Here is a 23,024-nt window from a genome sequence, read left to right on the forward strand (position 1 = left end):
CGCGGGGCTGTATCGATGTGCGGCTCCGCCGCGTGGGCGCGCCCAGCCCCAACGAACCCGCACCCGCCCACGAACCCCTCACCCCACCGACGAATAGGCGACAACCCCCCGCAGCAACCCCTCAACAGCCTTACGCGCACTCTTGGCCACCGTCGAGCCCTCCACAGGAGAAGCCGCCGCGATCTGCCCCAGCACATCGATCACCTGCTTGCACCACCGCACGAAGTCCCCGGCCGGCATCTCCGCCTCACGCAGCACCTCGTCGAGCCCCGAGCCGCTGGCCCACATGTACGCGGCCCAGGCGAACCCGAGATCCGGCTCACGCTGCCCGACCCCTTCGCTCTGCGTGATCCGGAAGTCCTCCTCAAGGGCGTCGAGCCGCCCCCAGATCCGCACCATCTCACCGAGCGCGGCCTTAGCCTTGCCCGACGGCAGCTTCGGGGCCATCGCGTCGTCCCCGACCCGCGCCTCGTACACCAACGCCGAGACGCAGGCGGCCAGTTCGGCCGGGCCGAGGCCCTCCCACACCCGTTCCCGCAGGCACTCGCTGGCCAGCAGGTCGAGTTCGCCGTACAGCCGGGCGAGCCGCTTGCCGTGCTCGGTGACCTCGTCGCCGCGCAGATAGTCCAGCTCGGTCAGCAGCGCGACGATGCGGTCAAACGTACGGGCGATCGTGTTCGTACGGCCTTCGATACGACGCTCCAGCTGCGAGGTGTCCCGCAGCAGCCGGTGGTAGCGCTCGGCCCAACGGGCGTGGTCCTCACGGTCGTTGCAGCCATGGCAGGGGTGGGCGCGGATGTCCTTGCGCAGGCGGGCGATCTCCCGGTCGTCCGCCGCCTGGGAGCGCCGCTTGCGGTGCCGCTCCGGCGGGATGTGCCCCGCCTTGGTGCGCAGCGCGGAGGCGAGGTCCCGACGGGACTGCGGGGAGCGCGGGTTGAAGGACTTGGGGATCCGCATCCGCTCCAACGCCTCGACGGGCACCGGGAAGTCCATCGACGCCAGCCGCTTGACCTGCCGTTCCGCGGTCAGGACCAGCGGGCGCGGGCCGTCGTGGTGCTCGAAGCCGCGGTGGCCGTTGGACCGCCCGGCGGGCAGCCCGGGGTCCAGCACCAGCGCGAGGCCGGCGTACTTGCCCGTCGGCACATGGATGACGTCGCCCGGCTTGAGCTTCTCCAGCGCGACCGCGGCCTCCGCACGCCGCTGCGCCGCACCCTCGCGGGCCAACTCGGTCTCGCGGTCCTTGAGTTCACGGCGCAGTCGCGCGTACTCCTCGAAGTTCCCGAGGTGGCAGGTCATGGACTCCTTGTAGCCCTCCAGCCCCTCCTCGTTGCGCTGCACCTGCCGGGAGATCCCGACGACCGACTTGTCGGCCTGGAACTGCGCGAACGACGTCTCCAGCAGTTCGCGCGAACGGTGCCGGCCGAACTGCTCGACCAGGTTGACCGCCATGTTGTACGACGGCTTGAAGCTGGACTTCAGCGGGTACGTGCGCGTGCCGGCCAGCCCGGCGAGGTGCTCGGGGCTGGAACCGCGCTGCCAGAGCACCACGGCGTGGCCCTCGACATCGATGCCGCGGCGGCCCGCACGGCCGGTCAGCTGCGTGTACTCGCCGGGGGTGATGTCGGCGTGCTGCTCGCCGTTCCACTTGACGAGCTTCTCCAACACCACCGACCGGGCGGGCATGTTGATGCCCAGCGCCAGCGTCTCGGTGGCGAACACGGCCTTCACCAGACCTCGGACGAACAGCTCCTCGACGACCTCCTTGAAGGTCGGCAGCATGCCCGCGTGGTGTGCGGCTATACCGCGCTCCAGACCTTCCAGCCACTCGTAGTAGCCGAGTACATGCAGGTCCTCGGAGGGGATGGCGGCGGTGCGCTCCTCCACGAGGGCACGCACCTTCTCCCGCGCCTCGTCGTCGTTCAGCCTGAGCCCGGCGTACAGGCACTGCTGTACGGCGGCCTCGCACGCGGCGCGGCTGAAGATGAAGGTGATCGCGGGCAGCAGCCCCTCGGCGTCGAGGCGTTCGATGACCTCGGGCCGTCCCGGCGTCCACACCCGGGACCGCTGTCTACGCTCCCGCTCTCGATCGGCCTCCCGCATCGCACGCCCACGCCTGCGGTCCTGGTACGACGGCCGGGTGGCCTCCATCCGGGCCAGCCGCATGAGGTCGGGGTTGACGGCCTTCTTGCTGCCCTCGCCCTCCTCGAACAGGTCGTACATCCGACGTCCGGCGAGCACGTGCTGGAACAGCGGTACGGGCCGGTGCTCGGAGACGATCACCTCGGTGTCGCCGCGGACGGTGTCGAGCCAGTCGCCGAACTCCTCGGCGTTGGACACGGTCGCCGACAGTGAGACGAGGGTGACGGACTCGGGGAGGTGGATGATCACCTCTTCCCATACGGCGCCGCGGAAGCGGTCGGAGAGGTAGTGCACCTCGTCCATGACCACATAGCCGAGGCCGAGGAGGGTCTGCGAGCCGGCGTACAGCATGTTCCGCAGGACCTCGGTCGTCATCACGACCACCGGGGCGTCGGAGTTGATGCTGTTGTCGCCGGTGAGCAGACCGACCACGCCGTCGCCGTAACGGCGGCACAGGTCGGCGTACTTCTGGTTCGACAGCGCCTTGATGGGTGTCGTGTAGAAGCACTTCTTGCCCTGCATCAGGGCGAGGTGGACGGCGAACTCGCCGACGATCGTCTTGCCGGAGCCGGTGGGCGCGGCCACCAGAACGCCCTTGCCCGCCTCGAGCGCCTGGCAGGCCTCGATCTGGAAGGGGTCGAGGCCGAAGTCGTACATCTCGCGGAAGGAGGCGAGCGCGGTGGCCTGCTCGGCAGCGCGCCTGCGTGCTGCCGCGTACCGCTCGGCCGGTGAGAGGTCCTCTGTCATCGTGCTTTCGAGCGTACCGGGCGCCACTGACAACAGGACGATCATTATCCGGATCGGCACTCGTCGGACCCGGGATCCCCGCAGCTCACGGCCGCACAGCGAAAGCGGCCGGGTGCGCCCCGTAGGCGCCCCGGCCGCATCCGTCTCAGGACGGCTGTGCTCAGGTCACGTCGTCGTAGCCGTTGACCCGCTCCGTGCTCGCCTGCTCGGGCAGCGCCCGGCTCGCGGAGACGGTCTCGACCTCGTCGATGCTCTCGGGGGTCAGATCGAGGTCGGAGGCCTCGTCGTCGTCCAGCTCGGCGTCGGGGTTGTTATGACGGCGCCGTCGGTCGTTGAGCAGGGAGATGGCGACCGCGATGAAGTACAGGACGATGATCGGGCCTGCGAGGGCCATCATTCCGACGGGGTCGGTCGTGGGTGTGGCGACCGCGCCGAAGATGAACACCCCCATGACGACACCGCGCCACCAGCCGATCATGCGGCGGCCCGAGACGATGCCGACCATGTTCAGCATGATGAGCAGCAGGGGCAGCTCGAAGGCAAGGCCGAAGATCAGCACCATCCGGATGGTGAAGTCGAGGACCTCGTCCAGCGAGAGGATGTTGGCCGATCCCCCGGGCGTGAGACTGAGCAGCACCTTCACGCTGACCGGGAGGATGACGTACGCCAGGTAGGCGCCGCCCGCGAACAGCGGAACCGCGGCCGAGACGAAGATGTACGTGTACTTCTTCTCGTTCTTGTGCAGTCCGGGCGCGATGAAGGCCCACAGCTGGTAGAGCCACATGGGGCTGGAGACGACAAGGCCGGCCATGAGGCTCACCTTGATCGTCGTGGTGAACGGCGACGTCAGCGTGTTGAAGGACACGATGGCGCAGTTGCCGCCGTCGCTGTTCGCCAGGTTCTCGCACTTCGGCACCGGGTCGGCGAGGAACTGCATGAGCTGTTCGCTGTAGAACGCAGCCACGATCATCACGATGATGATCGCGATGACAGCCTTGGTGAGCCGGTTGCGGAGCTCACGAAGGTGTTCCACGAGGGGCATCCGCCCCTCGGGATCCTTCTCCTTCTTGCGGGCAGACTTCAGCAACCCACGTTCCCATCTCGTGCGGCGGGCCGGAGGTCACCGGCCCTGCGTCAGCGCTTCGTGGTGTCCGTCGGCTCGTTGACCGGGCGAGCGTTCGTCGCGTCGCCGGGGGCGGCCTGGATGATGCGCTGGGCGGGGGGCTGCTGGTCGCCGGTGTTGTTCGGCGGGTCGGCGGGGGCGGCGGACTTGTCGTCGTCCTTCATCGCCTTGGCCTCGCTCTTGAGGATGCGGGCCGACTTGCCGAGGGAACGGGCCATGTCCGGGAGCTTCTTGGCGCCGAACAGCAGGATGATGACTACGAGGATCAGAATGATCTCGGTGGGGCCGAGCCTACCCATAGCTGTATACCTTCTTCACCGAGGCGACATGGTCCGATTACCCGGCAGGTCGGACATTCATCCGACCACCGTGCTGCCAGGGATCGTAACGCTCAGGGGTGAACGCGAGACAATCCCTGTGCATACTCCCAGTCCGCGGACCCGCGCCTCGCTCTCGGGCCGCAATCCGCAGCGTACCTGCCGGGGGCGGCAAGTTGACAGGGCGAAGTGGCCCAAAACGCACGCGACGCGGCTCTCACACCGAATCCTTGAGCGAACTACAGCGAGTCCACAGCCCGTGCCGCGCTCGCGGTCGCCCGTTCCAGGTCCTCAGCCGCCCTGCTGATGCGTCGCGCGGAGTCCGTGACCTGTCGGCCGAGGCGCTGGGCCTCCAGGAAGACCCGCACGGCGAGCACACCGAGCACCACGAGACCCAGAAAACCCACAGCTACCGCGAACATCGGCCAGAACATGACGCCGAGCCTAGACCGTCCTACAGCGCGGAGTGCAGCCGCAGGGTGCTGACCCCGCCGCCCGTCAGCAGCTCGACGATCCGCTCCCCCGCCGGCTTGCGGACGGACGCGCCGCACTCGGGGCAGGTGAAGGAGTAGAACGTCGTACGGCTGGTCGCGCCAATGGCGAGTCGAAGGTCGCTCGCGGTGAGTTCGAAACGGCCCCGGCAGTCCGGGCAGCCCGCCCTGAACACCACCGGGGAGACGCTTCTCATCCCGGCGAACGCGGACGCCACCGTCATCTCCCGCACCCCGGACGTCGCCGACTCGCTCAAAGTCCTGCTCCCGCCTGTCGCACCACTTGTCCAACTGACTGCCGAGCCGCCCGTCCCACCAGGCCTGTGCTACTGCCCGTCCGGCACCGAGTGCGCCCCGTGAGCGCCGTGCGCCTCGACCCCGTCGTACGCCGCCAGCGCCTCGCGGGCCGCCTGCCGGGCACTGTCGGCCAGCTCGGGCGGCGAGACGATACGGCCGTCTCGTCCGAGTCTGAGCGCCAGGCGCCGCAGCGACGCGGGGTCGGGGGTGCGCAGAGTGATACGCAGCCCGCCGTCCGCCAGCTCATCGGCGCTGTCGTGCGGGTAGTACTCGGCGACCCAGCGGCCGCCCGGCCCGACCTCGACGACGACCTCGGGATCCTCAGCGGCGGGCTGCACCAGCCCCTCCGACAGATCCCGCAGCTCGATCTCGGGCGGCGCGGACGGCTCGTCCAGGATCTTGATCTCGGCGACCCGGTCGAGCCGGAAGGTACGGCGCGCCTCGGAGCGCCGGCACCAGGCCTCGACGTAGGTGTGCCCGACGCTGACCAGGCGGATCGGGTCGATCTCGCGCTCGGTGACCTCGTCACGCGCGGGCGAGTAGTAGCGGATCCACAGCCGGCGCCGCTCGGAGATCGCCCGGTCGACGTCGGCGAAGACACCGCCCTCGGCCTCGAACGTCACCGACAGCCGGGAGCTGGCGCCGGCCGCCTCCCCGGCCGCGGTCTCCACCTTGGCGGTCGCCCGCAGCAGCGCCTGCCGGTCGCTCTCGCGCAGCCCGGGCAGCGTGGACACCGCCCGGGCGGCCACCAGCAGCGCGGTGGCCTCGTCGGCGGCGAGCCGCAGCGGCTCGGCCGCCTCTGCCGCCAGGGCGGCCGGGTTGTGCCACCAGATGCGCTCGCCGTCGGTGTCGATGTCGAGGAGGTCGCCGCCGCGGAAGCTGGTGCCGCACATGGGCAGCACGTCGAGGTCCGAGACCAGCTCGTCCTCGGAGATCCCGAAGGCACGCGCGACGTCCTCGACGCGGGCACCGGGGCGCTCCCTCAGATACGTCACCAGGGAGAGCATCCGCCGGGTCTGGTCGATGGCGTTGACGGGCCGAACCGGTTTGCCTGCCACTGTGTCGCTCCGCTCCCCCTCAGCCCTTGGCCACGGCACGCAGCCGGTCCACCACGTCGGCCCGCAGCTCCGCGGGCTCCAGGACCACCACATCCGGCCCGAACTCCACCAGCCACGCGTCAAGCCCGTGGCCGTACGGAATCTCCAACTCGTCCCAGCCGTCTCCGAGTTCCCGCACCGCCGTGGCCTTCGCCCGAAGGGGGTAGCCCGCGTCCGTGCGCAGCCGGATCAGCGCGGAGCGGTCGGCGGTCTCCCCCGCCCAACTCGCCACGGTCTCCCGCACGGTGACGACATCAGGGATTGGAGCGGTGAACCGCGCGCCCCGCGAACGCACCTTGCCCGTGATCCGGGACAGTCTGAACACCCGCTCGGCACCACGGTCGCGGTCCCAGCCCGCCAGATACCAGTGGCCGCGCCAGCACTCCAGCGCCCATGGCTCGACATGCCGGGGTTCGGGCCGGGCGGCGGTGGCCTTGCGGTAGTCGAAGAGGACGGGACGGCGGTCGCGGCAGGCCAGCATCAGCGGCTCGAACGCGGCCTCGTGCACCGGGATCCGGGGCTCCAGCGCGCCGTGCGCCTCGTACGGGTCGACGTCCTCGGGCAGCCCGGCCGCGCGCAGCTTCTGCAGGGCGCCGCTGGCCGCGCCCGCGAGCCGGACCTGCTGCCACACCTTCGCGGCCAGCCCCAGCGCTGCGGCCTCCTCGGCGTCCAGCGTGATGGGCGGCAGCCGGTTGCTGTCCCGGCGGGCCAGATAGCCGACCTCGCCGTCCAGGTTCTCCACGGTCTCGATGACCAGGCCGAGCTCGCGCAGGTCGTCCTTGTCGCGCTCGAACATCCGGTTGAAGGAGTCGTCGGAGCCGGCCTCCAGATAGGCCTCGATGGACTCACGCAGCTCGCGCTTGCTCAGCGGCCGCCGCGTCCCGAGCAGACACAGCGCCAGGTTCATGAGCCGCTCGGCCTTGGCAATGGCCATCGACGCCCTTCGCCTTCCCTATGGTGCTTACGGACGATGACCGTACCGCTCCGCGGTGGCCTGGCAAAAGCCGAGGGCCCATGCCCGGACAGGCATGGGCCCCACGCAGTCGGGTCCGGTCGTACGCCGATCAGCCGTACGCCGATCGGAAGCGACCGCGGGACACGACGATCAGACGCCGAGCAGGTCGACCACGAAGATCAGGGTCTCGCCGGGCTTGATCGCCGGAGTCGGGCTCTGGTTGCCGTAGGCGAGGTGGGCCGGGATGGTCAGCTGACGGCGGCCACCGACCTTCATGCCCTGCACGCCCTGGTCCCAGCCCTTGATGACACGACCGCCACCCAGCGGGAAACGGAACGGCGTACCGCGGTTCCAGCTGGCGTCGAACTCCTCGCCCGTGCTGAAGGCGACACCCACGTAGTGCACGGTGACGGTCTGACCCGCCTGCGCAACCGCGCCGTCGCCCTCCCAGATGTCCTTGATCTCGAGGTCCGCCGGGGGCTCGCCGCCCGGGAAGTCGATCTCGGGCTTGTCGATGCTCACGTCTTACGCTCCTGCTTGTGGTGGAAAGGCAACAGCACAGTCTTACATCCGGACCGGGCTACATCGCCGCCAGGATGTCGACCGAGAAGACCAGCGTGGAGCCCTTCTTGATGACGCCGCCACTCGGCGGGGTGTCTCCGTAGGCCAGGTCCGGAGGTACGACGACCAGCACCCGGCTGCCCACCTTCTTCCCGACCAAACCCTGCGCCAGGCCCTTCACGACCTGCTCCATCTGAGGCAGCGCGAACTGACTCAGCTGTCCCTGCCGGTAGCTCGACTCGAACTCCTTGCCGCTGTCCCAGACCACGCCCTTGAACTGGCACAGGACGGTCTGCTCCGCCTTGACCTCGGCACCGTCGCCCTCCAGGACATAGGCCGTCACCAGCTTCTTCGGCGCGTCCGTCTTGGGAACGGTCAGGGAAGGCGCCTTGCCGTCGGTGTTCGTGCCCACCTTCGGCAGATCGACGTCGTCCTGGGCGACGGTCTCGCCCTTCGCCGAACTCTTGGCGTTGAACGCCTCCAGGACATCGATGACGAAGACCAGCGTGTCGGTCCCCTTGATCCCCGCGTCCGGGTTGCCCTGCGGGCCGTAACCCCAGGTCGGCGGGATCGCCATCTGGACGCGGCTGCCCGCCTTGCGCCCCGCCAGTCCGTACCGCCAGCCAGCGATGACACTGCCCTCGGCGAGCTGGATGAGCAGCGGCTTCTTCTTGTCGTAGGAGTTGTCGAAGGGCTTGCCGGTGGCCCAGATCTGCCCGAGATAGTTCGCCACGACGAAGTCGTTCTCCGCCACCGTCTTGCCGTTGCCCGCGATGACCGTCTTCACCGCCAGGTCCTTCGACGGATCCCCACTGCCCTTGGCGACCGTCGGCTTCTCCCCGAACTTCGTACCCGCGGTGATCGCCGGCAACGGACCATCCACGATCTTCGGCGCCGGAACCGCTGACGTCGCCGGAGCCGAGGGCGACGCACTGTCACTCGCCTTGTCGTCCTTGTCATCGCCGCATGCGGCGAGCGTGACCATTCCTGCGGGTACGGCGATGAGAAGCGAGCGTCGGCGCACGGTGAGAGCCTCGTAATCGGTCGATCTTGTGGATGGCGTGCGCGCAACTCTACGGCGTGAGAAGGGCGCCGTACGGGAAACGTACGGCGCCCGCGTTGCGTTCCGGAAAACCTGCCGGAACCCGACGCTCACATACCGGCGATGAGTTTCTCCACCCGATCGTCCACCGAACGGAACGGGTCCTTGCACAAGACCGTCCGCTGCGCCTGGTCGTTCAGCTTGAGATGAACCCAGTCGACGGTGAAGTCCCGACGCTGTTCCTGAGCGCGGCGAATGAAATCACCGCGCAACCGGGCCCGAGTGGTCTGCGGCGGAACCGACTTGCCTTCGAAGATCTTCAAGTCGTTGCAGATACGGGCGGCTTGCCCCTTCTTCTCCAGCAGGTAGTACAGACCCCGACGACGGTGGATGTCGTGGTACGCGAGGTCTATCTGCGCGACCCGCGGATGCGACATGGTCATGTTGTGCTTGGCCCGGTACCGCTCGATCAGCTTGTACTTCATGACCCAGTCGATCTCGGTACCGATCCGGTCGAGGTCCTCCGCCTCGATCGCGTCCAGCGTGCGGCCCCACAGCTCCAGCACCTGCTCGACCGTGCCCGTACGAATACCGCGGCGCTCACAGAAGTCCACGGCCTTCTCGTAGTACTCGCGCTGCACCTCCAGCGCCGACGCCTCCCGGCCACTGGCCAGACGCACCTTGCGACGACCGGTGATGTCATGGCTGACCTCGCGGATCGCCCGGATCGGGTTCTCCAGGGTCAGATCCCGCATCACCGTGCCCGCCTCGATCATGCGCAGCACCAGATCGGTCGCGCCGACCTTCAGCAGCATGGTCGTCTCGGACATGTTCGAGTCGCCCACGATCACATGCAGACGACGGTAGCGCTCGGCATCCGCGTGCGGCTCGTCACGCGTGTTGATGATCGGCCGGGAACGCGTCGTCGCCGAGGAGACGCCCTCCCAGATGTGCTCCGCCCGCTGACTGACGCAGTACACCGCGCCACGCGGCGTCTGGAGCACCTTCCCGGCGCCGCACAGCAACTGCCGGGTGACCAGGAACGGGATGAGAATGTCCGCGAGCCGGGAGAACTCGCCGTGGCGTGCCACCAGATAGTTCTCGTGGCACCCGTACGAGTTGCCCGCCGAGTCGGTGTTGTTCTTGAAGAGGTAGACGTCGCCCGCGATTCCCTCCTCGTGCAGGCGTCGTTCCGCGTCCACCAGGAGTCCTTCGAGAATGCGCTCGCCCGCTTTGTCGTGGGTGACCAGTTCGGTCACGTTGTCACATTCCGGTGTCGCGTATTCCGGATGCGAACCCACGTCGAGATACAGGCGGGCGCCGTTCCGCAGAAAGACATTGCTGCTACGGCCCCATGACACGACACGGCGGAAGAGGTACCGCGCCACCTCGTCAGGCGACAGGCGGCGCTGTCCCCTGAACGTGCACGTGACGCCGTACTCGTTCTCCAGCCCGAAAATGCGGCGGTCCATGACTGAACATTACGCCCGATCCCCCGAGCTGAAACGGGGTTCGACAGCACGGTTTGGATCATTTTCCGATGAAGCCGCAACCACCGCACCCCTGGCGGGAGCTGCGAGGACCCGCCCCGTGGCCAGCAGGACCAGCAACGACACCGCCCCCGCCGCACCCGGCACGGCAAACCCCCACAGCGCCCCGCCCGCCTCGACGACCGGCCCCGCCAGGCCCGTTCCCACCGACGCGCCCACAGTGAACGTCGTCACCAGCCACGAGAACGCCTCGGTGACCGTCCCCCGCGGCGCATGCCGGTCCACCAGCACGAACGCACAAGCGATACACGGCGCCAGGAACACCCCCGCCACCACCGCCAGCAACGTCATCGCCACCACACCCGGCATCAGCATCAACGGCAGATAACACACCGCCAGAAACGCCACCAGCCACCGCAGCCGCCGCGCCGGCTCACCGGCCCACTGCCGCGCCCCGTACACCACACCACCGACCAGCGCACCCAGCCCCACGCCCGCCATCAGCCAGCCGTAGACCACATCACCGCCGTGGTCGTCCGCGTACGACACCGCCGCCACCGCGATCGACCCCAGCGCCATCCCGATGAACAAGAACGCGGCCAGCAGCGCCAGCAGCCCCGACGAACGCAGCGCCCCCAGCCAGTGCGCCTCACGCGGCTCCGAACGCCACGCCCGCGACGGCGGCGACACCACCACCGACAGCGCACCCAGCACCCCGATCACATTCAGCACCAGCAGCGCCGCCTGCGCCGACCACAACGACGCACACAGCGTCAGCAGCAACGGGCCGATCGTGAACATGACCTCCTGCGCCACCGCGTCCATCGCATACGCCGTGTGCACCTGGCCCTCCTTGTGGAGAACCGACGACCACAACGCCCGCAGACCACCCTCCAACGGCGGCGTGAACAGCCCCGAGGCCGCCACAGCCGCATACGCCAGCGGCAGCGACCCCGTCCCCACGAACGCGAACCCGGCCATCGCCACAGCCGAAGCCACCGCCGCCGGCAACTGCACCCGCGGCTGCCCGTACAGATCCACCAGCCGCCCCAGCACCGGCTGCCCCACCGCGTTGGCGACCCCGTACACCGCCGCCAACCCCCCGGCCAGACTGTACGAACCCCCCTCCGCGCGCACGAACAGCACGATCGCCAGCGCCGCCACCGCGTTCGGCAGCCTGCCTGTCAACGTGCCGACGAGCAGCCGGGCGGCATGCCTCGCCCTGAGCACCTCCAGGTATGCGCCGGTCATCAGCCGCGCCGCCCTTCGCGTAAGTTTTACGTATAACTTCCTCCGTCATACGTACCATGTGCGCTGTTCACGAGTCCAGACGAAGGAGCAGGCGGACGGTGGCACCCGGCAGCACCCGCCCCACCAGCCGAGACGTAGCCCAAGCAGCAGGCGTCTCCCAGGCCGCGGTATCCCTCGTACTCGGCGACAAATGGCGCGGCCGAGTCTCCGAAACCACCGCCGAACGCGTCCGCCAAGCCGCCCGCGACCTCGGCTACCGCCCCAACCTCGCCGCCCGCAACCTCCGCCTCGGCCACACACGCACCGTCCTGCTCGTCGTCCCCGCCCTCACCACCGAATTCTTCGCCGGCGTGTACACCGGCGCCGCCCGCATCGCCGCACAACACGGCTTCGGCGTCGTCCTCTACCCCTCCCCCGAAGGCATCGGCCCCGCCCGCGACCCCTTCGCCTCCGCCCAAGCCGCCCTCGACGGCGTCATCGCCTCCTCCATGGCCGCCGACGCCCTCACCGCCATCCGAGGCGACCAGCTCCCCCTCGTCATGCTCGACAGCGACCCCACAGGCAGCCACGGCGCCGCCACCGTCAACCTCGACATCACCGACGGCATCCGCCAGGTCACCGACCACCTACTGACCCTCGGCCACCGCCGCTTCCTCCACCTCGCCGCCGACATCGCCTCCTGGACCTTCGAAGTACGCGCCCACGAACTCGCCGCACGACTCGCACAAGTCCCCGGCACCTCCCTGATCACCGCCGGCGCACCCATCTCCATCGACGACGCCCGCACCGCCGCCGAAACCGCCCTCTCCGCCCCGGGCCCCCGCCCCACCGCCGTCATCTGCGACGACGACAAACTCGCCGCCGGCGCCTACAAAGCCGCCCGCCGCCTCGGCCTGCGCATCCCCGACGACCTCTCCGTCACCGGCCTCGACGACCTCGCCCTCGCCACCGCCATCGACCCCGAACTCACCACCGTCCGACTCGACGCCGAGCTCTTCGGAGAACGCGGCATGCAAGCCCTCCTGGCCGTCCTCGAAGGCCGCCAACCCGAGGGGAGCGACATTCCGGTCGAGCTCGTCGTACGAGGCTCCACAGCGCCACCCAGCGCGCCGTAAGGCCCGCCAGGAACGCCCTGTGCCCCGACCGAGAGATCCGGCCGGGGCACAGGCGAGACGCAGCGAGGCGGGACTACTCCTCGGAACTACCGGACTCCTGCGAGTCCTCCCCGTCGTCGGCACTCTCAGCCTCGGTGGACGCACCGTTCGCCTCCAGCAACCGCGCCAGCTGACGACCGACGATGCGCTTGAACTTCCGCGACTGCGGACGCGTACGGTCCAGCACCGCGACCTCCAGACGCTCCGCCGGAATCTCCCGCTGCGTGCCGTTCGACTCGCGCGACAGAGCCTGGACAGCCAGAGCCAGCGCCTCGGCGAGGCTCATACCGTCCTGATGCCGCTGATCAAGGAAATTACTGATCAGCTCGGCATTACCACCGACCGCCACCGAACCGTGCTCATCCACGATCGAACCGTCATGCGGCAAGCGATAGATCTGGTCACCCTCAGGCGTCTCACCCACCTCCGCGACAACCAGCTCCACCTCATACGGCTTCTCCGCCGCCGAAGAGAAGATCGTGCCCAGCGTCTGCGCATACACGTTCGCCAGACCACGAGCCGTCACATCATCACGGTCATAGGTGTAACCACGAAGATCGGCATACCGCACCCCACCGATCCGCAGATTCTCGTACTCGTTGTACTTACCGGCGGCCGCAAAACCGATCCGGTCATAGATCTCACTGAACTTGTGCAACGCACGGGACGGGTTCTCACCGACGAACACGATGCCATCGGCATACTGCAGCACAACCAGGCTGCGACCACGCGCGATGCCCTTACGGGCATACTCCGCCCGGTCGGCCATGGCCTGCTGGGGGGAGACATAGAACGGCGTCGACACCGGTTATCCGTCCCTTTCTGTCGAAGTCACAGGATCACCTAGAAAAGACCGAACCCCGCCGCTACAGCAGCGCGGCCCGCGGGCCGTCAGGCTGCTCCAGACGCCGCTCCAGAATGGAACGAGCGATCTCGGACGACTCCTCGTCGCCGAGCCGGCGGAAACCATCCTCGGTGATCACCGTGACGATCGGATAGATCCGGCGGGCGACATCGGGACCACCGGTCGCCGAATCGTCGTCAGCCGCGTCATACAAGGCCTGCACCACCAGCGTCGTGGCCTCGGCCTCGGTGAGGTCAGCACGGAACAGCTTCTTCATCGCCCCACGCGCGAAGATCGAACCAGAACCGGTCGCGGCGTAACCCTGCTCCTCCGACCGACCACCCGTCACGTCGTAGGAGAAGATCCGCCCCTTGTCCCGATCGACGTCATAGCCGGCGAAGAGCGGAACGACGGCCAGCCCCTGCATAGCCATCCCGAGGTTCGACCGGATCATGGTCGACAACCGGTTCGCCTTGCCCTCCAGGGACAGCTGCGCACCCTCGACCTTCTCGAAGTGCTCCAGCTCCAACTGGAACAGCTTCACCATCTCGACCGCCAGGCCGGCGGTACCCGCGATACCCACGGCCGAGTACTCGTCGGCAGGGAACACCTTCTCGATGTCCCGCTGCGCGATCACGTTCCCCATCGTCGCCCGCCGGTCACCGGCGAGGACGACACCACCAGGGAACGTCACCGCCACGATCGTCGTGCCGTGCGGCGCCTCGATCACACCCTGCGTCGGCGGGAGTTGACGGTTACCGGGCAGCATCTCCGGCTGGTGCTCCGAGAGAAAGTCCATGAACGAGGACGACCCAGGCGTCAGGAAGGCAGCTGGTAGACGCCCGGTGCTACGAGTGTTGGCTTCCACGCGATTCCTTCCACGTAAGCAGCAGCCCGCCTTATGACGTCGGGCCGATCCTTGAACTGCCCCAGTGCGGCGTTGCAGCTGAAGCACAGTACGCCACGGACCCTACCCGTCTCGTGGCAGTGATCCACATGCTCGGGGAGAGCCGCCAAACATATGCAGCAGACGCCCCCTTGAGAGGCGACCAACTCGTCGCGCTCGGCTTCCGTGAGGCCGTACTGCCGCTTCAGATGGTCCTGTCGCCCCTGGATGGACCGGCACGCCTTGCACCGCGTCGACAGGCCATCGGATGCAGTGGCGTTGCGATGCCACTCACTGTGCGGCTTGATCTCACCGCATGTCCGGCAGAGCTTATGCCCGGCCGGTACGTCCACCTTCTCCCGAAGCGACTTCCCCACGGCTTCCCGGCGGCGCCGGTAGTGCGCAGCGCTGTACTCCGCTACACACTCCCGGCACCGCACCTGAAGGCCGTCACGGCGGTTCCTGTCTCGTGCGAATGCCTCAGGAGGCAAGTCTCGCTTGCAGCCCGTGCATTGCTTCGCGCTCGGATCCCCAGTCACCCTCATCCCCCGCAACCTTCAATCCGAAGGCGAAGCGGTTTGAGTTCCTTTACTGCCCACCCTTTTGGACGAATGAACGCACGAAATCCTCGGCATTTTCCTCGAGTACGTCGTCAATCTCGTCCAGAACCGAGTCGACGTCGTCGCTCAGCTTCTCCTGCCGCTCCTTGAGGTCCTCAGAAGCCTGCGCCTCAGTCGCCTGCTCCTCGACCTCCTCGGTAGAGCGCGTGGCCTTCTGCTGTCCGCCGCCGGTGTCCTTGGTTGCCATATCCCTCACCCCGCTCAGTTCGCCCGACATGGTCGGCAGGTCGGCTTTCCTGCCGATCGGTGATGATCAGACCCTACAAGCCGGGTCTGACATCGGCCCCGCAGTTTCGGCAACGTACGGGGGCCATCTCGATGATTCCCGGACGCCGGGTTTTCCACCCTGTTCGGCCGACGTCCGGTCGATGTGGTCTGTGTACCCCTCAGCCGCCTGACAGGACCCTGACCAGGTCTTCCGCCGTGCGACAGCGGTCCAGGAGCTCCTTGACGTGATTTCGCGTTCCGCGAAGGGGTTCGAGGGTTGGAACGCGTTGGAGGGAGTCGCGGCCGGGGAGGTCGAAGATGACCGAGTCCCAGGAGGCGGCGGCGACGTCGTCGGCGTACTGCTCCAGGCAGCGGCCGCGGAAGTAGGCGCGGGTGTCCTCCGGGGGTGTGGTCTTGGCTCGCTCGACGGCTTCGTCGGCCATGAGGCGCTTCATGCGGCCTCGGGCGGCGAGGCGGTTGTAGAGGCCTTTTTCGGGGCGTACGTCGGCGTACTGGAGGTCGAGGAGGTGGAGTTTGGCGGCGTCCCAGTCGAGGTCGTCGCGGCGTCGGTAGCCTTCCATGAGTTCGCGTTTGGCGACCCAGTCGAGTTCGCCGGCGAGGCTCATGGGGTCCCGCTCCAGGCGGTTCAGGGTGTCTTCCCAGCGGGACAGGACGTCCTTGGTCTGTTCGTCGGCGTCGGCGCCGAAGCGCTCTTCCACGTATTTGCGGGACAGCTCGTAGTACTCCATTTGGAGCTGGACCGCGGTGAGTGTGCGGCCGCTGCGGAGCGTGATGAGCCGTTGGAGTGTCGGGTCGTGGGAGACCTGGTGGAGGGTGCGGACGGGTTGGTCGACGGCGAGGTCGACGGCGATGAAGCCGTCTTCGATCATGGAGAGGACGAGGGCCGTGGTGCCGAGTTTCAGGTAGGTCGAGATTTCCGACAGGTTGGCGTCGCCGATGATCACGTGGAGGCGGCGGTATTTCTCGGCGTCGGCGTGCGGCTCGTCGCGGGTGTTGATGATGGGGCGCTTGAGGGTCGTCTCGAGGCCCACCTCGACCTCGAAGTAGTCGGCTCGCTGGCTGAGCTGGAAGCCGTGTTCGTGGCCGTCCTGGCCGATGCCGACGCGGCCGGCGCCGGTGACGACCTGGCGGGAGACGAAGAAGGGGGTGAGGTGGCGCACGATGTCGGAGAAGGGGGTTTCCCGCTTCATGAGGTAGTTCTCGTGCGTGCCGTAGGAGGCGCCCTTGTTGTCGGTGTTGTTCTTGTAGAGGTGGATGGGCTGGGCGCCGGGGAGCTGGGCGGCGCGTTCGGCGGCTTCGGCCATGATGCGTTCGCCGGCTTTGTCCCAGAGGACGGCGTCGCGTGGGTTGGTGACCTCGGGGGCGCTGTATTCGGGGTGTGCGTGGTCGACGTAGAGGCGTGCTCCGTTGGTGAGGATGACGTTGGCGAGGCCGATGTCCTCGTCGGTGAGCTGGCTGGAGTCGGCGGCCTCGCGGGCGAGGTCGAAGCCTCGCGCGTCGCGCAGCGGGTTCTCCTCCTCGAAGTCCCAGCGGGCTCGTCGGGCCCGGTGCATCGCCGCCGCGTAGGCGTTGACGATCTGGGATGAGGTGAGCATGGCATTGGCGTTGGGGTGGCCGGGGACGGAGATCCCGTACTCCGTCTCGATGCCCATTACTCGCCGTACGGTCATGCGGCCCTCCTTGCCCGGCGGCGCCCTCGGTCGGGGGTGCCGCTCAAGTACCGCTGGCGCTCCGGTGCGTGTGCGGTGCCCGTCCCCGCACTGCGCGACTCGGCGGTATGGAAGAGCCTAGAACGCCTTTGCGCTGGTGGGGAGATCATTTGCGTCATTGCGTTGCTCGCGTTGGTGCCGGCTGTGGCCGTAAAAACAGTGGGCTGCGGGTACCCGGTGGGGGCACCCGCAGCCGCCCTGTGTTTTACAGGTACTGACCGGTGTTTGCCACCGTGTCGATGGAGCGTCCGGTGTCTGCGCCCTGCTTTCCGGTGATGAGGGTGCGGATGTAGACGATCCGTTCGCCCTTCTTTCCGGAGATGCGGGCCCAGTCGTCGGGGTTGGTGGTGTTGGGGAGGTCTTCGTTCTCCTTGAACTCGTCCACGCAGGCCTGGAGGAGGTGGGAGACGCGGAGGCCCTTCTGGTTGTGTTCGAGGAAGTCCTTGATCGCCATTTTCTTGGCGCGGCCGACGATGTTTTCGATCATGGCGCCGGAGTTGAAGTCCTTGAAGTAGAGGACTTCCTTGTCGCCGTTGGCGTAGGTCACTTCCAGGAAGCGGTTTTCCTCGGATTCGGCGTACATCTGCTCGACGGCGGTCTGGATCATGCTCTGGACCGTGGTCGTCTTGCTGCCTCCGTGTTCTCCGAGGTCTTCGGAGTGCAGGGGGAGGCGTTCTGTGAGGTACTTGCCGAAGATGTCCTTGGCGGCTTCTGCGTCCGGACGTTCGATTTTGATCTTCACGTCGAGTCGGCCGGGGCGCAGGATGGCGGGGTCGATCATGTCCTCGCGGTTGGAGGCGCCGATGACGACCACGTTCTGCAGGCCTTCGACGCCGTCGATCTCGGCGAGGAGCTGCGGGACGATGGTGTTTTCCACGTCGGAGCTGACGCCGGAGCCGCGGGTGCGGAAGAGGGATTCCATTTCGTCGAAGAAGACGATCACGGGGGTGCCTTCGCTGGCCTTTTCCCGTGCGCGCTGGAAGACGAGGCGGATCTGTCGCTCTGTCTCGCCGACGTACTTGTTGAGGAGCTCGGGGCCCTTGATGTTGAGGAAGAAGCTCTTGCCCTGGGCTTGGCCGGTGACTTCGGCGACCTTTTTGGCCAGCGAGTTGGCGACGGCCTTGGCGATGAGTGTCTTGCCGCATCCGGGGGGGCCGTAGAGCAGGACGCCCTTGGGTGGGCGCAGTTCGTGCTCCTTGAACAGGTCGGGGTAGAGGTAGGGGAGCTCGACGGCGTCGCGGATCATTTCGATCTGGCCGCCGAGGCCGCCGATCTGCTCGTAGCCGATGTCGGGGACCTCTTCGAGGACGAGTTCTTCGACCTCGCTCTTGGGGACGACCTCGTAGACGTAGCCGGAGCGGGGTTCGAGCAGGAGGGCGTCGCCGGGTCGGATGGTGACGTCCAGCAGCGGCTCGGCGAGCCGTACCACCCGTTCCTCGTCGGTGTGCCCCACTACCAGGGCGCGCTCGCCGTCCTCGAGGATCTCCTTGAGGGTGACGATGTCGCCGACGCTCTCGTACTCCATGGCTTCGACCACGTTGAGTGCTTCGTTGAGCATCAGTTCCTGGCCGCGCCTGAGGTCGTCGAGTTCGACGCTCGGGCTGACGTTCACGCGGAGTTTGCGTCCTCCGGTGAAGATGTCGGCTGTGCCGTCCTCGTTGGCTTGCAGGAAGACACCGAAGCCGGCCGGTGGCTGTGCGAGCCGGTCGACTTCTTCCTTGAGGGCCACGATCTGGTCGCGGGCCTCACGGAGCGTGTTGGCGAGTCGCTCGTTCTGCGCGGAGACGCCGGCCAGGTTTGTCTGCAGCTCGACGATCCGCTCTTCGAGAATCCTCGTGTGCCGCGGAGAGTCGGCGAGCTTGCGTCGCAGGACGGCGATCTCCTGCTCAAGGTAGGCGATCTGCCCGGCCGGGTCGTCGGACCCTCGTCCCGGGCGGATGCCGCGGTTCATGTCGTCGTCGTGGGCTGCCACGGTCCTCACCTCCTCCAAGGGGAGCTGGACGCTTCCAGACCCTACCTGGGTGGGTGTCGATTGAAACCCCTAGATCACAAAGACTGTCGGGGTGTGTCCGATCTTCACCCTTGCGCTCTCCCTCACGCCAGGGGAATACCCACCGAACATGATTGGGAAGCCGCCGCGGGTAGGCTCGAAGCGTTCAACACCCGTCAGAGCTGGCCGGATTCCCGTCCGGCTCGACGTTAAGCGGATGGCAGGAGAGATGAGCGTGGAGCAGGCGGCCGGGGTCGATGGCGTGGCGCTGGAGGTCTGGATCGACCAGGCTCTGTGTACCGGTGACGGTATCTGTGCGCAGTACGCGCCTGAGGTGTTCGAGCTGGACATCGACGGTCTGGCGTATGTGAAGGGCGCCGACGAGGAGCTGTTGCAGGTGGAGGGGGCGACAACGCCCGTGCCGTTGCCGCTTCTCACGGATGTGGTGGATTCGGCGAAGGAGTGTCCGGGCGAGTGCATCCATGTGCGTCGCGTTTCGGACAAGGTCGAGGTGTTCGGTCCGGACGCCGAGTGACCTTGCGTGTACGGGGTGTTACGACTGTCTGATTTCTCACACGGGTTGGTGGCGTGGGTCAGACGCTGTGTGCTCCGGCGGGTGTCGAGCGGGCGAACGTGCCGTTCTTCCACTGCCATTTCGCGGTGTTCTTCAGGTCGGGGCAGCAGCGGGGTACGTCGTCGGAGGAGTAGCTGAGCAGGTCGGCGATGACGGCTCCGTCGCGGACGGTGATGTCACTGACGGTGGTGCTGTCCTTGGGGTCGACGAGGGTGGCGACGATGCGGGGTGCGGTCGTCTCGGTGGCTCGGGTGAGGACGTAGAGGCCGTCGGGCGGGGTGCCCATGGGGGCGTCGCAGTGCACGACGGCCACGGTTTCGGGGTTGCCGTCGCCGTCGAGGTCTCCGGTGGCTTTCTTCACGACGATCGCCTTGACCGGCCCGCATTCGAGCGGGAGGTCGACGCCGGCCGGGTCGGGGGGTGCGAGGGCGGCGGTGGCGTGTTTGGTCTCCGGGCCGGGGGCGCTCTGGGCGGCTGTGGCCGAGTTGGGTTGGAGGACCGAGGACAGGGCCACGACGCCGGCGACCGCTGTGGCGGTGGCGAGCCAGTGGATGGGGCGGGTGTGGGTGTGTGCCAGTTCCGGGACGGCGGGTTGCTGCACTAGGAGCGTCTCCTGTGAGGGCTGTGCCGGTGGGGGTGGCCAGCATGGTGCCACACGTCACAGTGCGGGGGAACGGCGGGGTGTGGAGTTTGGGTGCCGGTGTGCGGTGGCCGGGGGTGCGCGGGGGGCGTGCGGGGTGTTGTGCGACGTTCGGATTTGCGGGTTGTCGGCGTCGGGTGTCAACAGAAAGGCGCTGTGGTCGAGTTCCCGGTGGTGTTCGGGGAACTCGACCACAGCGCTTGTGCGTTGTTCGCGGTGTGGGGCTGGGTCAGCGGCCGGAGCCGCCGGCGGCGTTGGGGCCTTCGTAGTCCTCGCCGTAGGCGCCCTTGGCGGGGCGTCGGCGGCGCATGGGGGGTTCGACTCCGTCGGCGAGGCGGCGGGCGGTGAGCAGGAAGCCGGTGTGGCCGATCATGCGGTGGTCGGGGCGGACGGCGAGGCCTTCGATGTGCCAGTTGCGGATCATCGACTCCCAGGCGCTCGGCTCGTTGAAGCAGCCGATCTCGCGGATGGACTCGACGGTCCGGGCGAGCTGGGTGGTGGTGGCGACGTAGCAGCAGACGATGCCGCCGGGGACGAGGGCCTTGGAGACGGCCTCCAGGCATTCCCAGGGGGCGAGCATGTCGAGGATGACGCGGTCGACCTCGGTGTCGGACAGGTTGTCCTGGAGGTCGCCGACGGTGAGCTGCCAGGCGGGGTGGGGGCCGCCGAAGTAGCGCTCGACGTTCTGCTTGGCGATGTCGGCGAAGTCCTCGCGGCGCTCGTAGGAGTGCAGCATGCCCTGGTCGCCGATGGCGCGCAGCAGGAAGCTGCTGAGCGAGCCGGACCCGACGCCCGCCTCGACGACGCGTGCGCCGGGGAAGATGTCGGCGAAGGCGAGGATCTGTCCCGCGTCCTTCGGGTAGACGACGGCTGCCCCGCGGGGCATGGACAGGACGTAGTCGGGGAGCAGGGGGCGCAGCGCGAGGTAGGCGACGTTACCGGTGGTGCGGACAACGCTGCCCTCGGGTGCGCCGATCAGTTCGTCGTGCGGGAAGGAACCCTTGTGGGTGTGGAAGTTCTTCCCGGCTTCGAGCGTGAACGTGTAGTGGCGGCCCTTGGGGTCGGTCAGCTGAACCTGGTCCCCGACCTTGAAGGGCCCGCGCCTGCGGGCGGCACCGGTCGGTTCGGACATGTGAACAGCCTACCGGTTTCCTGCCGGGGGCTTGGCCACTGAGGGGGCGGGGAGCGCTCAGGCGGGCCTTGCCATGGCTTTGACGAAGGCGCGCTCGACGTCGGCGGCGGACAGGACGCCGTAGATCTCGCCGGTTTCCTCGACGACCAGGTACTCGGTCGCGGGGGCGGCTCTGAGGGCGTCCAGGAGGTCTTCTCCGGCGAGTTCGGCGGAGACGCGCATGCCGTCGGTGAGGTCCTGGGCGAGGCCGCTGACGGGAACCCAGGGGCGGCGGTGTTCGGGTACGCCGACGATGGCGGCCTCGCGGACGAGGGAGAGGGGGTTGCCGTCGGCGTCGACGACGACGAGGGCGCGGGCTCCGGCGGCGTTGGCGCGGCGCAGGGCTTCGGAGAGGGGGGTGTCGGTTTCGACGGGGACGGCGCGGCGGGTGAGGGTGCGGGCGCGCAGTTCGGGGAGGTGTTCGCGCAGGCGGGCCATGCGCAGGCTGTTGCCGGCGCCGGTCCAGATGATCGCGGCGAGGATGGCGGCGAGCAGGGCGTCCATGACGGTGTCCATGCCGACGTTGTCGACGGCGTCGGAGCCGAGGGCGCCGGACTGGGTGAGCCAGGGCAGGCCGATGAGGACGGAGACGGCGAGGGCGCGGCCGACCCAGGCGGCGGCGATGGTGCCGGTCATGGGTTTGCCGGTGATCTTCCAGACGATGGCGCGGAGCATGCGGCCGCCGTCGAGGGGGAGTCCGGGGAGCAGGTTGAAGGCGGCGACGATGAGGTTGGAGATCATCAGGCCGGCCAGGAGGACGCCGGGGACGGTGCCGGGTTCGACGGGCTGCATGGCGGCGTAGAAGACGCCGGCGAGGACGAGGGAGAGCAGGGGTCCGACGAAGGCGAGGACGAATTCGCGGCCGGGTGTCTCGGCTTCTTTCTCGATTTCGGAGACTCCGCCGAAGAACTGGAGCTGGATGCGGCGCACGGGGAGCTTGAAGCGGAGTGCGGCGACGGTGTGCGCGAGTTCGTGGACGAGGACGGAGGCGTAGAAGGCGACGGCGAAGAAGAGGGAGACGAGGTAGCGGGCGGCGCCGAGCTCGGGCAGGACGCGGTCGAGCTGTCCGCCGAAGACCCAGGTGATGAGGGCGGCGACGAGGAACCAGCTGGGGGCGACGTACACGGGGACGCCGAAGGGGCGTCCCATGAGGAGGCCGCCTCGGGGTTCCTGGCGCTGGGGTGGCTGGGGCTTTGTGGTGCCTGAGTGGGCGAGGGTGCGGTCGTGGGTGTCGGGGTCGGCGGTGTGGTGGGGGTAGGGCGGGGTGGGGGGCTGCTGGGTTTCGGGCTGGGGCGGCGCCGGTGTGGTGGGGCCGGGAGGGGTGTCGCCGGTGTTCGGCGGGGCCTGGGAGTCGTCGGCGGGAGCGCCTCGCTCTTGCTGTGGGGCCTCGCCGTCGGTGGTCGCGGCGTCGCCGTCCGGGGCCTGGGGCGGCTCGTCCTGGGGGCGGTTTTCGGCGGGGAGCGGCGGCTGGGGGGCCGGGGACTCGGTGTCGTCCCGGTCGGTGTCCAAGGGCCGGGTGTCCGGGGACGGTTCGGCGGCCGGGGTCGGGTCGGGGCGTGCGGGGTCGGTGGCCGGGGCCGTACGGTCTGTTCGGCGCTCGGTCGATCGGCGCTCGGTCGACTCGTCGGTGCCGGACCGCGGCTGCCCGCTCCCGCCGCTCTCGTCCACGGTGTCCCCTCGTTCGAAGCGTCGTCCGCG

General features: G+C 68.2%; 22 protein-coding genes. 2 read left to right on the plus strand and 20 right to left on the minus strand.

The genetic code is table 11. The features are described 5' to 3' along the window. Positions 1-78 precede the first annotated feature (78 nt). From AQJ67_RS31325 to AQJ67_RS31375, 11 genes are all read right to left on the minus strand, one after another. On the minus strand, positions 79-2,931 hold the full coding sequence (locus AQJ67_RS31325; protein ID WP_062722702.1) for a DEAD/DEAH box helicase: 2,853 nt from the start codon (positions 2,929-2,931) through the stop codon (positions 79-81). A gap of 115 nt (positions 2,932-3,046) precedes the next feature. Continuing rightward, entirely contained in the window at positions 3,047-3,928 is an 882-nt protein-coding gene (tatC, locus tag AQJ67_RS31330) for a twin-arginine translocase subunit TatC (protein ID WP_062722795.1), read from the minus strand. A 92-nt stretch (positions 3,929-4,020) separates the two neighbouring features. Next, a complete protein-coding gene (gene tatA / locus AQJ67_RS31335; protein ID WP_062722703.1) occupies positions 4,021-4,308 on the minus strand; it encodes a Sec-independent protein translocase subunit TatA in 288 nt (95 codons plus the stop codon). 257 nt (positions 4,309-4,565) lie between these two features. Then, the gene (locus AQJ67_RS31340; RefSeq protein WP_030053360.1) at positions 4,566-4,760 is read right to left on the minus strand and encodes a hypothetical protein; all 195 of its coding nucleotides are present in this window, start codon (positions 4,758-4,760) and stop codon (positions 4,566-4,568) included. 20 nt (positions 4,761-4,780) lie between these two features. Then, on the minus strand, positions 4,781-5,074 hold the full coding sequence (locus AQJ67_RS31345; RefSeq protein WP_062722704.1) for a CpXC domain-containing protein: 294 nt from the start codon (positions 5,072-5,074) through the stop codon (positions 4,781-4,783). Positions 5,075-5,143: 69 nt separating this feature from the next. Beyond that, the gene (locus tag AQJ67_RS31350) at positions 5,144-6,172 is read right to left on the minus strand and encodes a helix-turn-helix transcriptional regulator (RefSeq protein ID WP_062722705.1); all 1,029 of its coding nucleotides are present in this window, start codon (positions 6,170-6,172) and stop codon (positions 5,144-5,146) included. Positions 6,173-6,191: 19 nt separating this feature from the next. Then, positions 6,192-7,145 (minus strand): helix-turn-helix transcriptional regulator, encoded by a 954-nt coding sequence (locus AQJ67_RS31355; protein WP_062722706.1) that lies wholly within the window; start codon positions 7,143-7,145, stop codon positions 6,192-6,194. A 171-nt stretch (positions 7,146-7,316) separates the two neighbouring features. After that, a complete protein-coding gene (locus tag AQJ67_RS31360) occupies positions 7,317-7,688 on the minus strand; it encodes an FKBP-type peptidyl-prolyl cis-trans isomerase (protein WP_030053355.1) in 372 nt (123 codons plus the stop codon). Between the two features lie 58 nt (positions 7,689-7,746). Then, positions 7,747-8,751: an FKBP-type peptidyl-prolyl cis-trans isomerase gene (locus AQJ67_RS31365; RefSeq protein WP_062722707.1), complete on the minus strand. Its 1,005-nt coding sequence runs from the start codon at positions 8,749-8,751 to the stop codon at positions 7,747-7,749. Positions 8,752-8,879: 128 nt separating this feature from the next. Then, complete coding sequence (gene pafA, locus AQJ67_RS31370; protein WP_028801611.1) at positions 8,880-10,241, minus strand: Pup--protein ligase; 1,362 nt, start codon at positions 10,239-10,241, stop codon at positions 8,880-8,882. A gap of 9 nt (positions 10,242-10,250) precedes the next feature. Beyond that, the gene (locus tag AQJ67_RS31375) at positions 10,251-11,510 is read right to left on the minus strand and encodes an MFS transporter (protein ID WP_062722708.1); all 1,260 of its coding nucleotides are present in this window, start codon (positions 11,508-11,510) and stop codon (positions 10,251-10,253) included. A 98-nt stretch (positions 11,511-11,608) separates the two neighbouring features. On the opposite strand from AQJ67_RS31375, the gene AQJ67_RS31380 reads away from it, so the two are divergent. Further along, positions 11,609-12,625 (plus strand): LacI family DNA-binding transcriptional regulator, encoded by a 1,017-nt coding sequence (locus AQJ67_RS31380; protein WP_062722709.1) that lies wholly within the window; start codon positions 11,609-11,611, stop codon positions 12,623-12,625. Positions 12,626-12,698: 73 nt separating this feature from the next. Here AQJ67_RS31380 and prcA read toward each other — a convergent pair whose 3' ends face one another. The 6 genes from prcA to arc all read right to left on the minus strand — a co-directional run bounded on the left by prcA (position 12,699) and on the right by arc (position 18,923). Next, a complete protein-coding gene (gene prcA, locus AQJ67_RS31385) occupies positions 12,699-13,469 on the minus strand; it encodes a proteasome subunit alpha (RefSeq protein ID WP_062722710.1) in 771 nt (256 codons plus the stop codon). Positions 13,470-13,530: 61 nt separating this feature from the next. Then, the gene (gene prcB / locus AQJ67_RS31390) at positions 13,531-14,376 is read right to left on the minus strand and encodes a proteasome subunit beta (protein WP_062722711.1); all 846 of its coding nucleotides are present in this window, start codon (positions 14,374-14,376) and stop codon (positions 13,531-13,533) included. Beyond that, entirely contained in the window at positions 14,328-14,939 is a 612-nt protein-coding gene (locus AQJ67_RS45805; protein ID WP_079056276.1) for an endonuclease VII domain-containing protein, read from the minus strand. The genes prcB and AQJ67_RS45805 overlap by 49 nt, the downstream gene beginning before the upstream one ends. 43 nt (positions 14,940-14,982) lie before the next feature. Beyond that, complete coding sequence (locus AQJ67_RS31395; protein ID WP_062722796.1) at positions 14,983-15,201, minus strand: ubiquitin-like protein Pup; 219 nt, start codon at positions 15,199-15,201, stop codon at positions 14,983-14,985. Between the two features lie 199 nt (positions 15,202-15,400). Next, positions 15,401-16,912, minus strand: coding sequence for a depupylase/deamidase Dop (gene dop, locus AQJ67_RS31400; RefSeq protein ID WP_341846178.1), 1,512 nt, complete (start codon positions 16,910-16,912; stop codon positions 15,401-15,403). Positions 16,913-17,156: 244 nt separating this feature from the next. Beyond that, a complete protein-coding gene (arc, locus tag AQJ67_RS31405) occupies positions 17,157-18,923 on the minus strand; it encodes a proteasome ATPase (RefSeq protein ID WP_062722713.1) in 1,767 nt (588 codons plus the stop codon). A gap of 247 nt (positions 18,924-19,170) precedes the next feature. On the opposite strand from arc, the gene AQJ67_RS31410 reads away from it, so the two are divergent. Then, positions 19,171-19,476 carry a ferredoxin gene (locus AQJ67_RS31410; protein WP_062722714.1) on the plus strand — a complete coding sequence of 102 codons (306 nt, stop codon included), beginning with the start codon at positions 19,171-19,173 and terminating at the stop codon, positions 19,474-19,476. A 58-nt stretch (positions 19,477-19,534) separates the two neighbouring features. Here AQJ67_RS31410 and AQJ67_RS31415 read toward each other — a convergent pair whose 3' ends face one another. From AQJ67_RS31415 to AQJ67_RS31425, 3 genes are all read right to left on the minus strand, one after another. After that, the gene (locus AQJ67_RS31415; RefSeq protein ID WP_062722715.1) at positions 19,535-20,116 is read right to left on the minus strand and encodes a hypothetical protein; all 582 of its coding nucleotides are present in this window, start codon (positions 20,114-20,116) and stop codon (positions 19,535-19,537) included. A gap of 268 nt (positions 20,117-20,384) precedes the next feature. Continuing rightward, complete coding sequence (locus AQJ67_RS31420; RefSeq protein ID WP_062722716.1) at positions 20,385-21,287, minus strand: tRNA (adenine-N1)-methyltransferase; 903 nt, start codon at positions 21,285-21,287, stop codon at positions 20,385-20,387. A 57-nt stretch (positions 21,288-21,344) separates the two neighbouring features. After that, the gene (locus AQJ67_RS31425) at positions 21,345-22,994 is read right to left on the minus strand and encodes a site-2 protease family protein (RefSeq protein ID WP_062722717.1); all 1,650 of its coding nucleotides are present in this window, start codon (positions 22,992-22,994) and stop codon (positions 21,345-21,347) included. Between the last annotated feature and the right edge of the window lie 30 nt (positions 22,995-23,024).

This window comes from Streptomyces caeruleatus (assembly GCF_001514235.1).
In the GTDB taxonomy this organism is placed as follows: domain Bacteria; phylum Actinomycetota; class Actinomycetes; order Streptomycetales; family Streptomycetaceae; genus Streptomyces; species Streptomyces caeruleatus.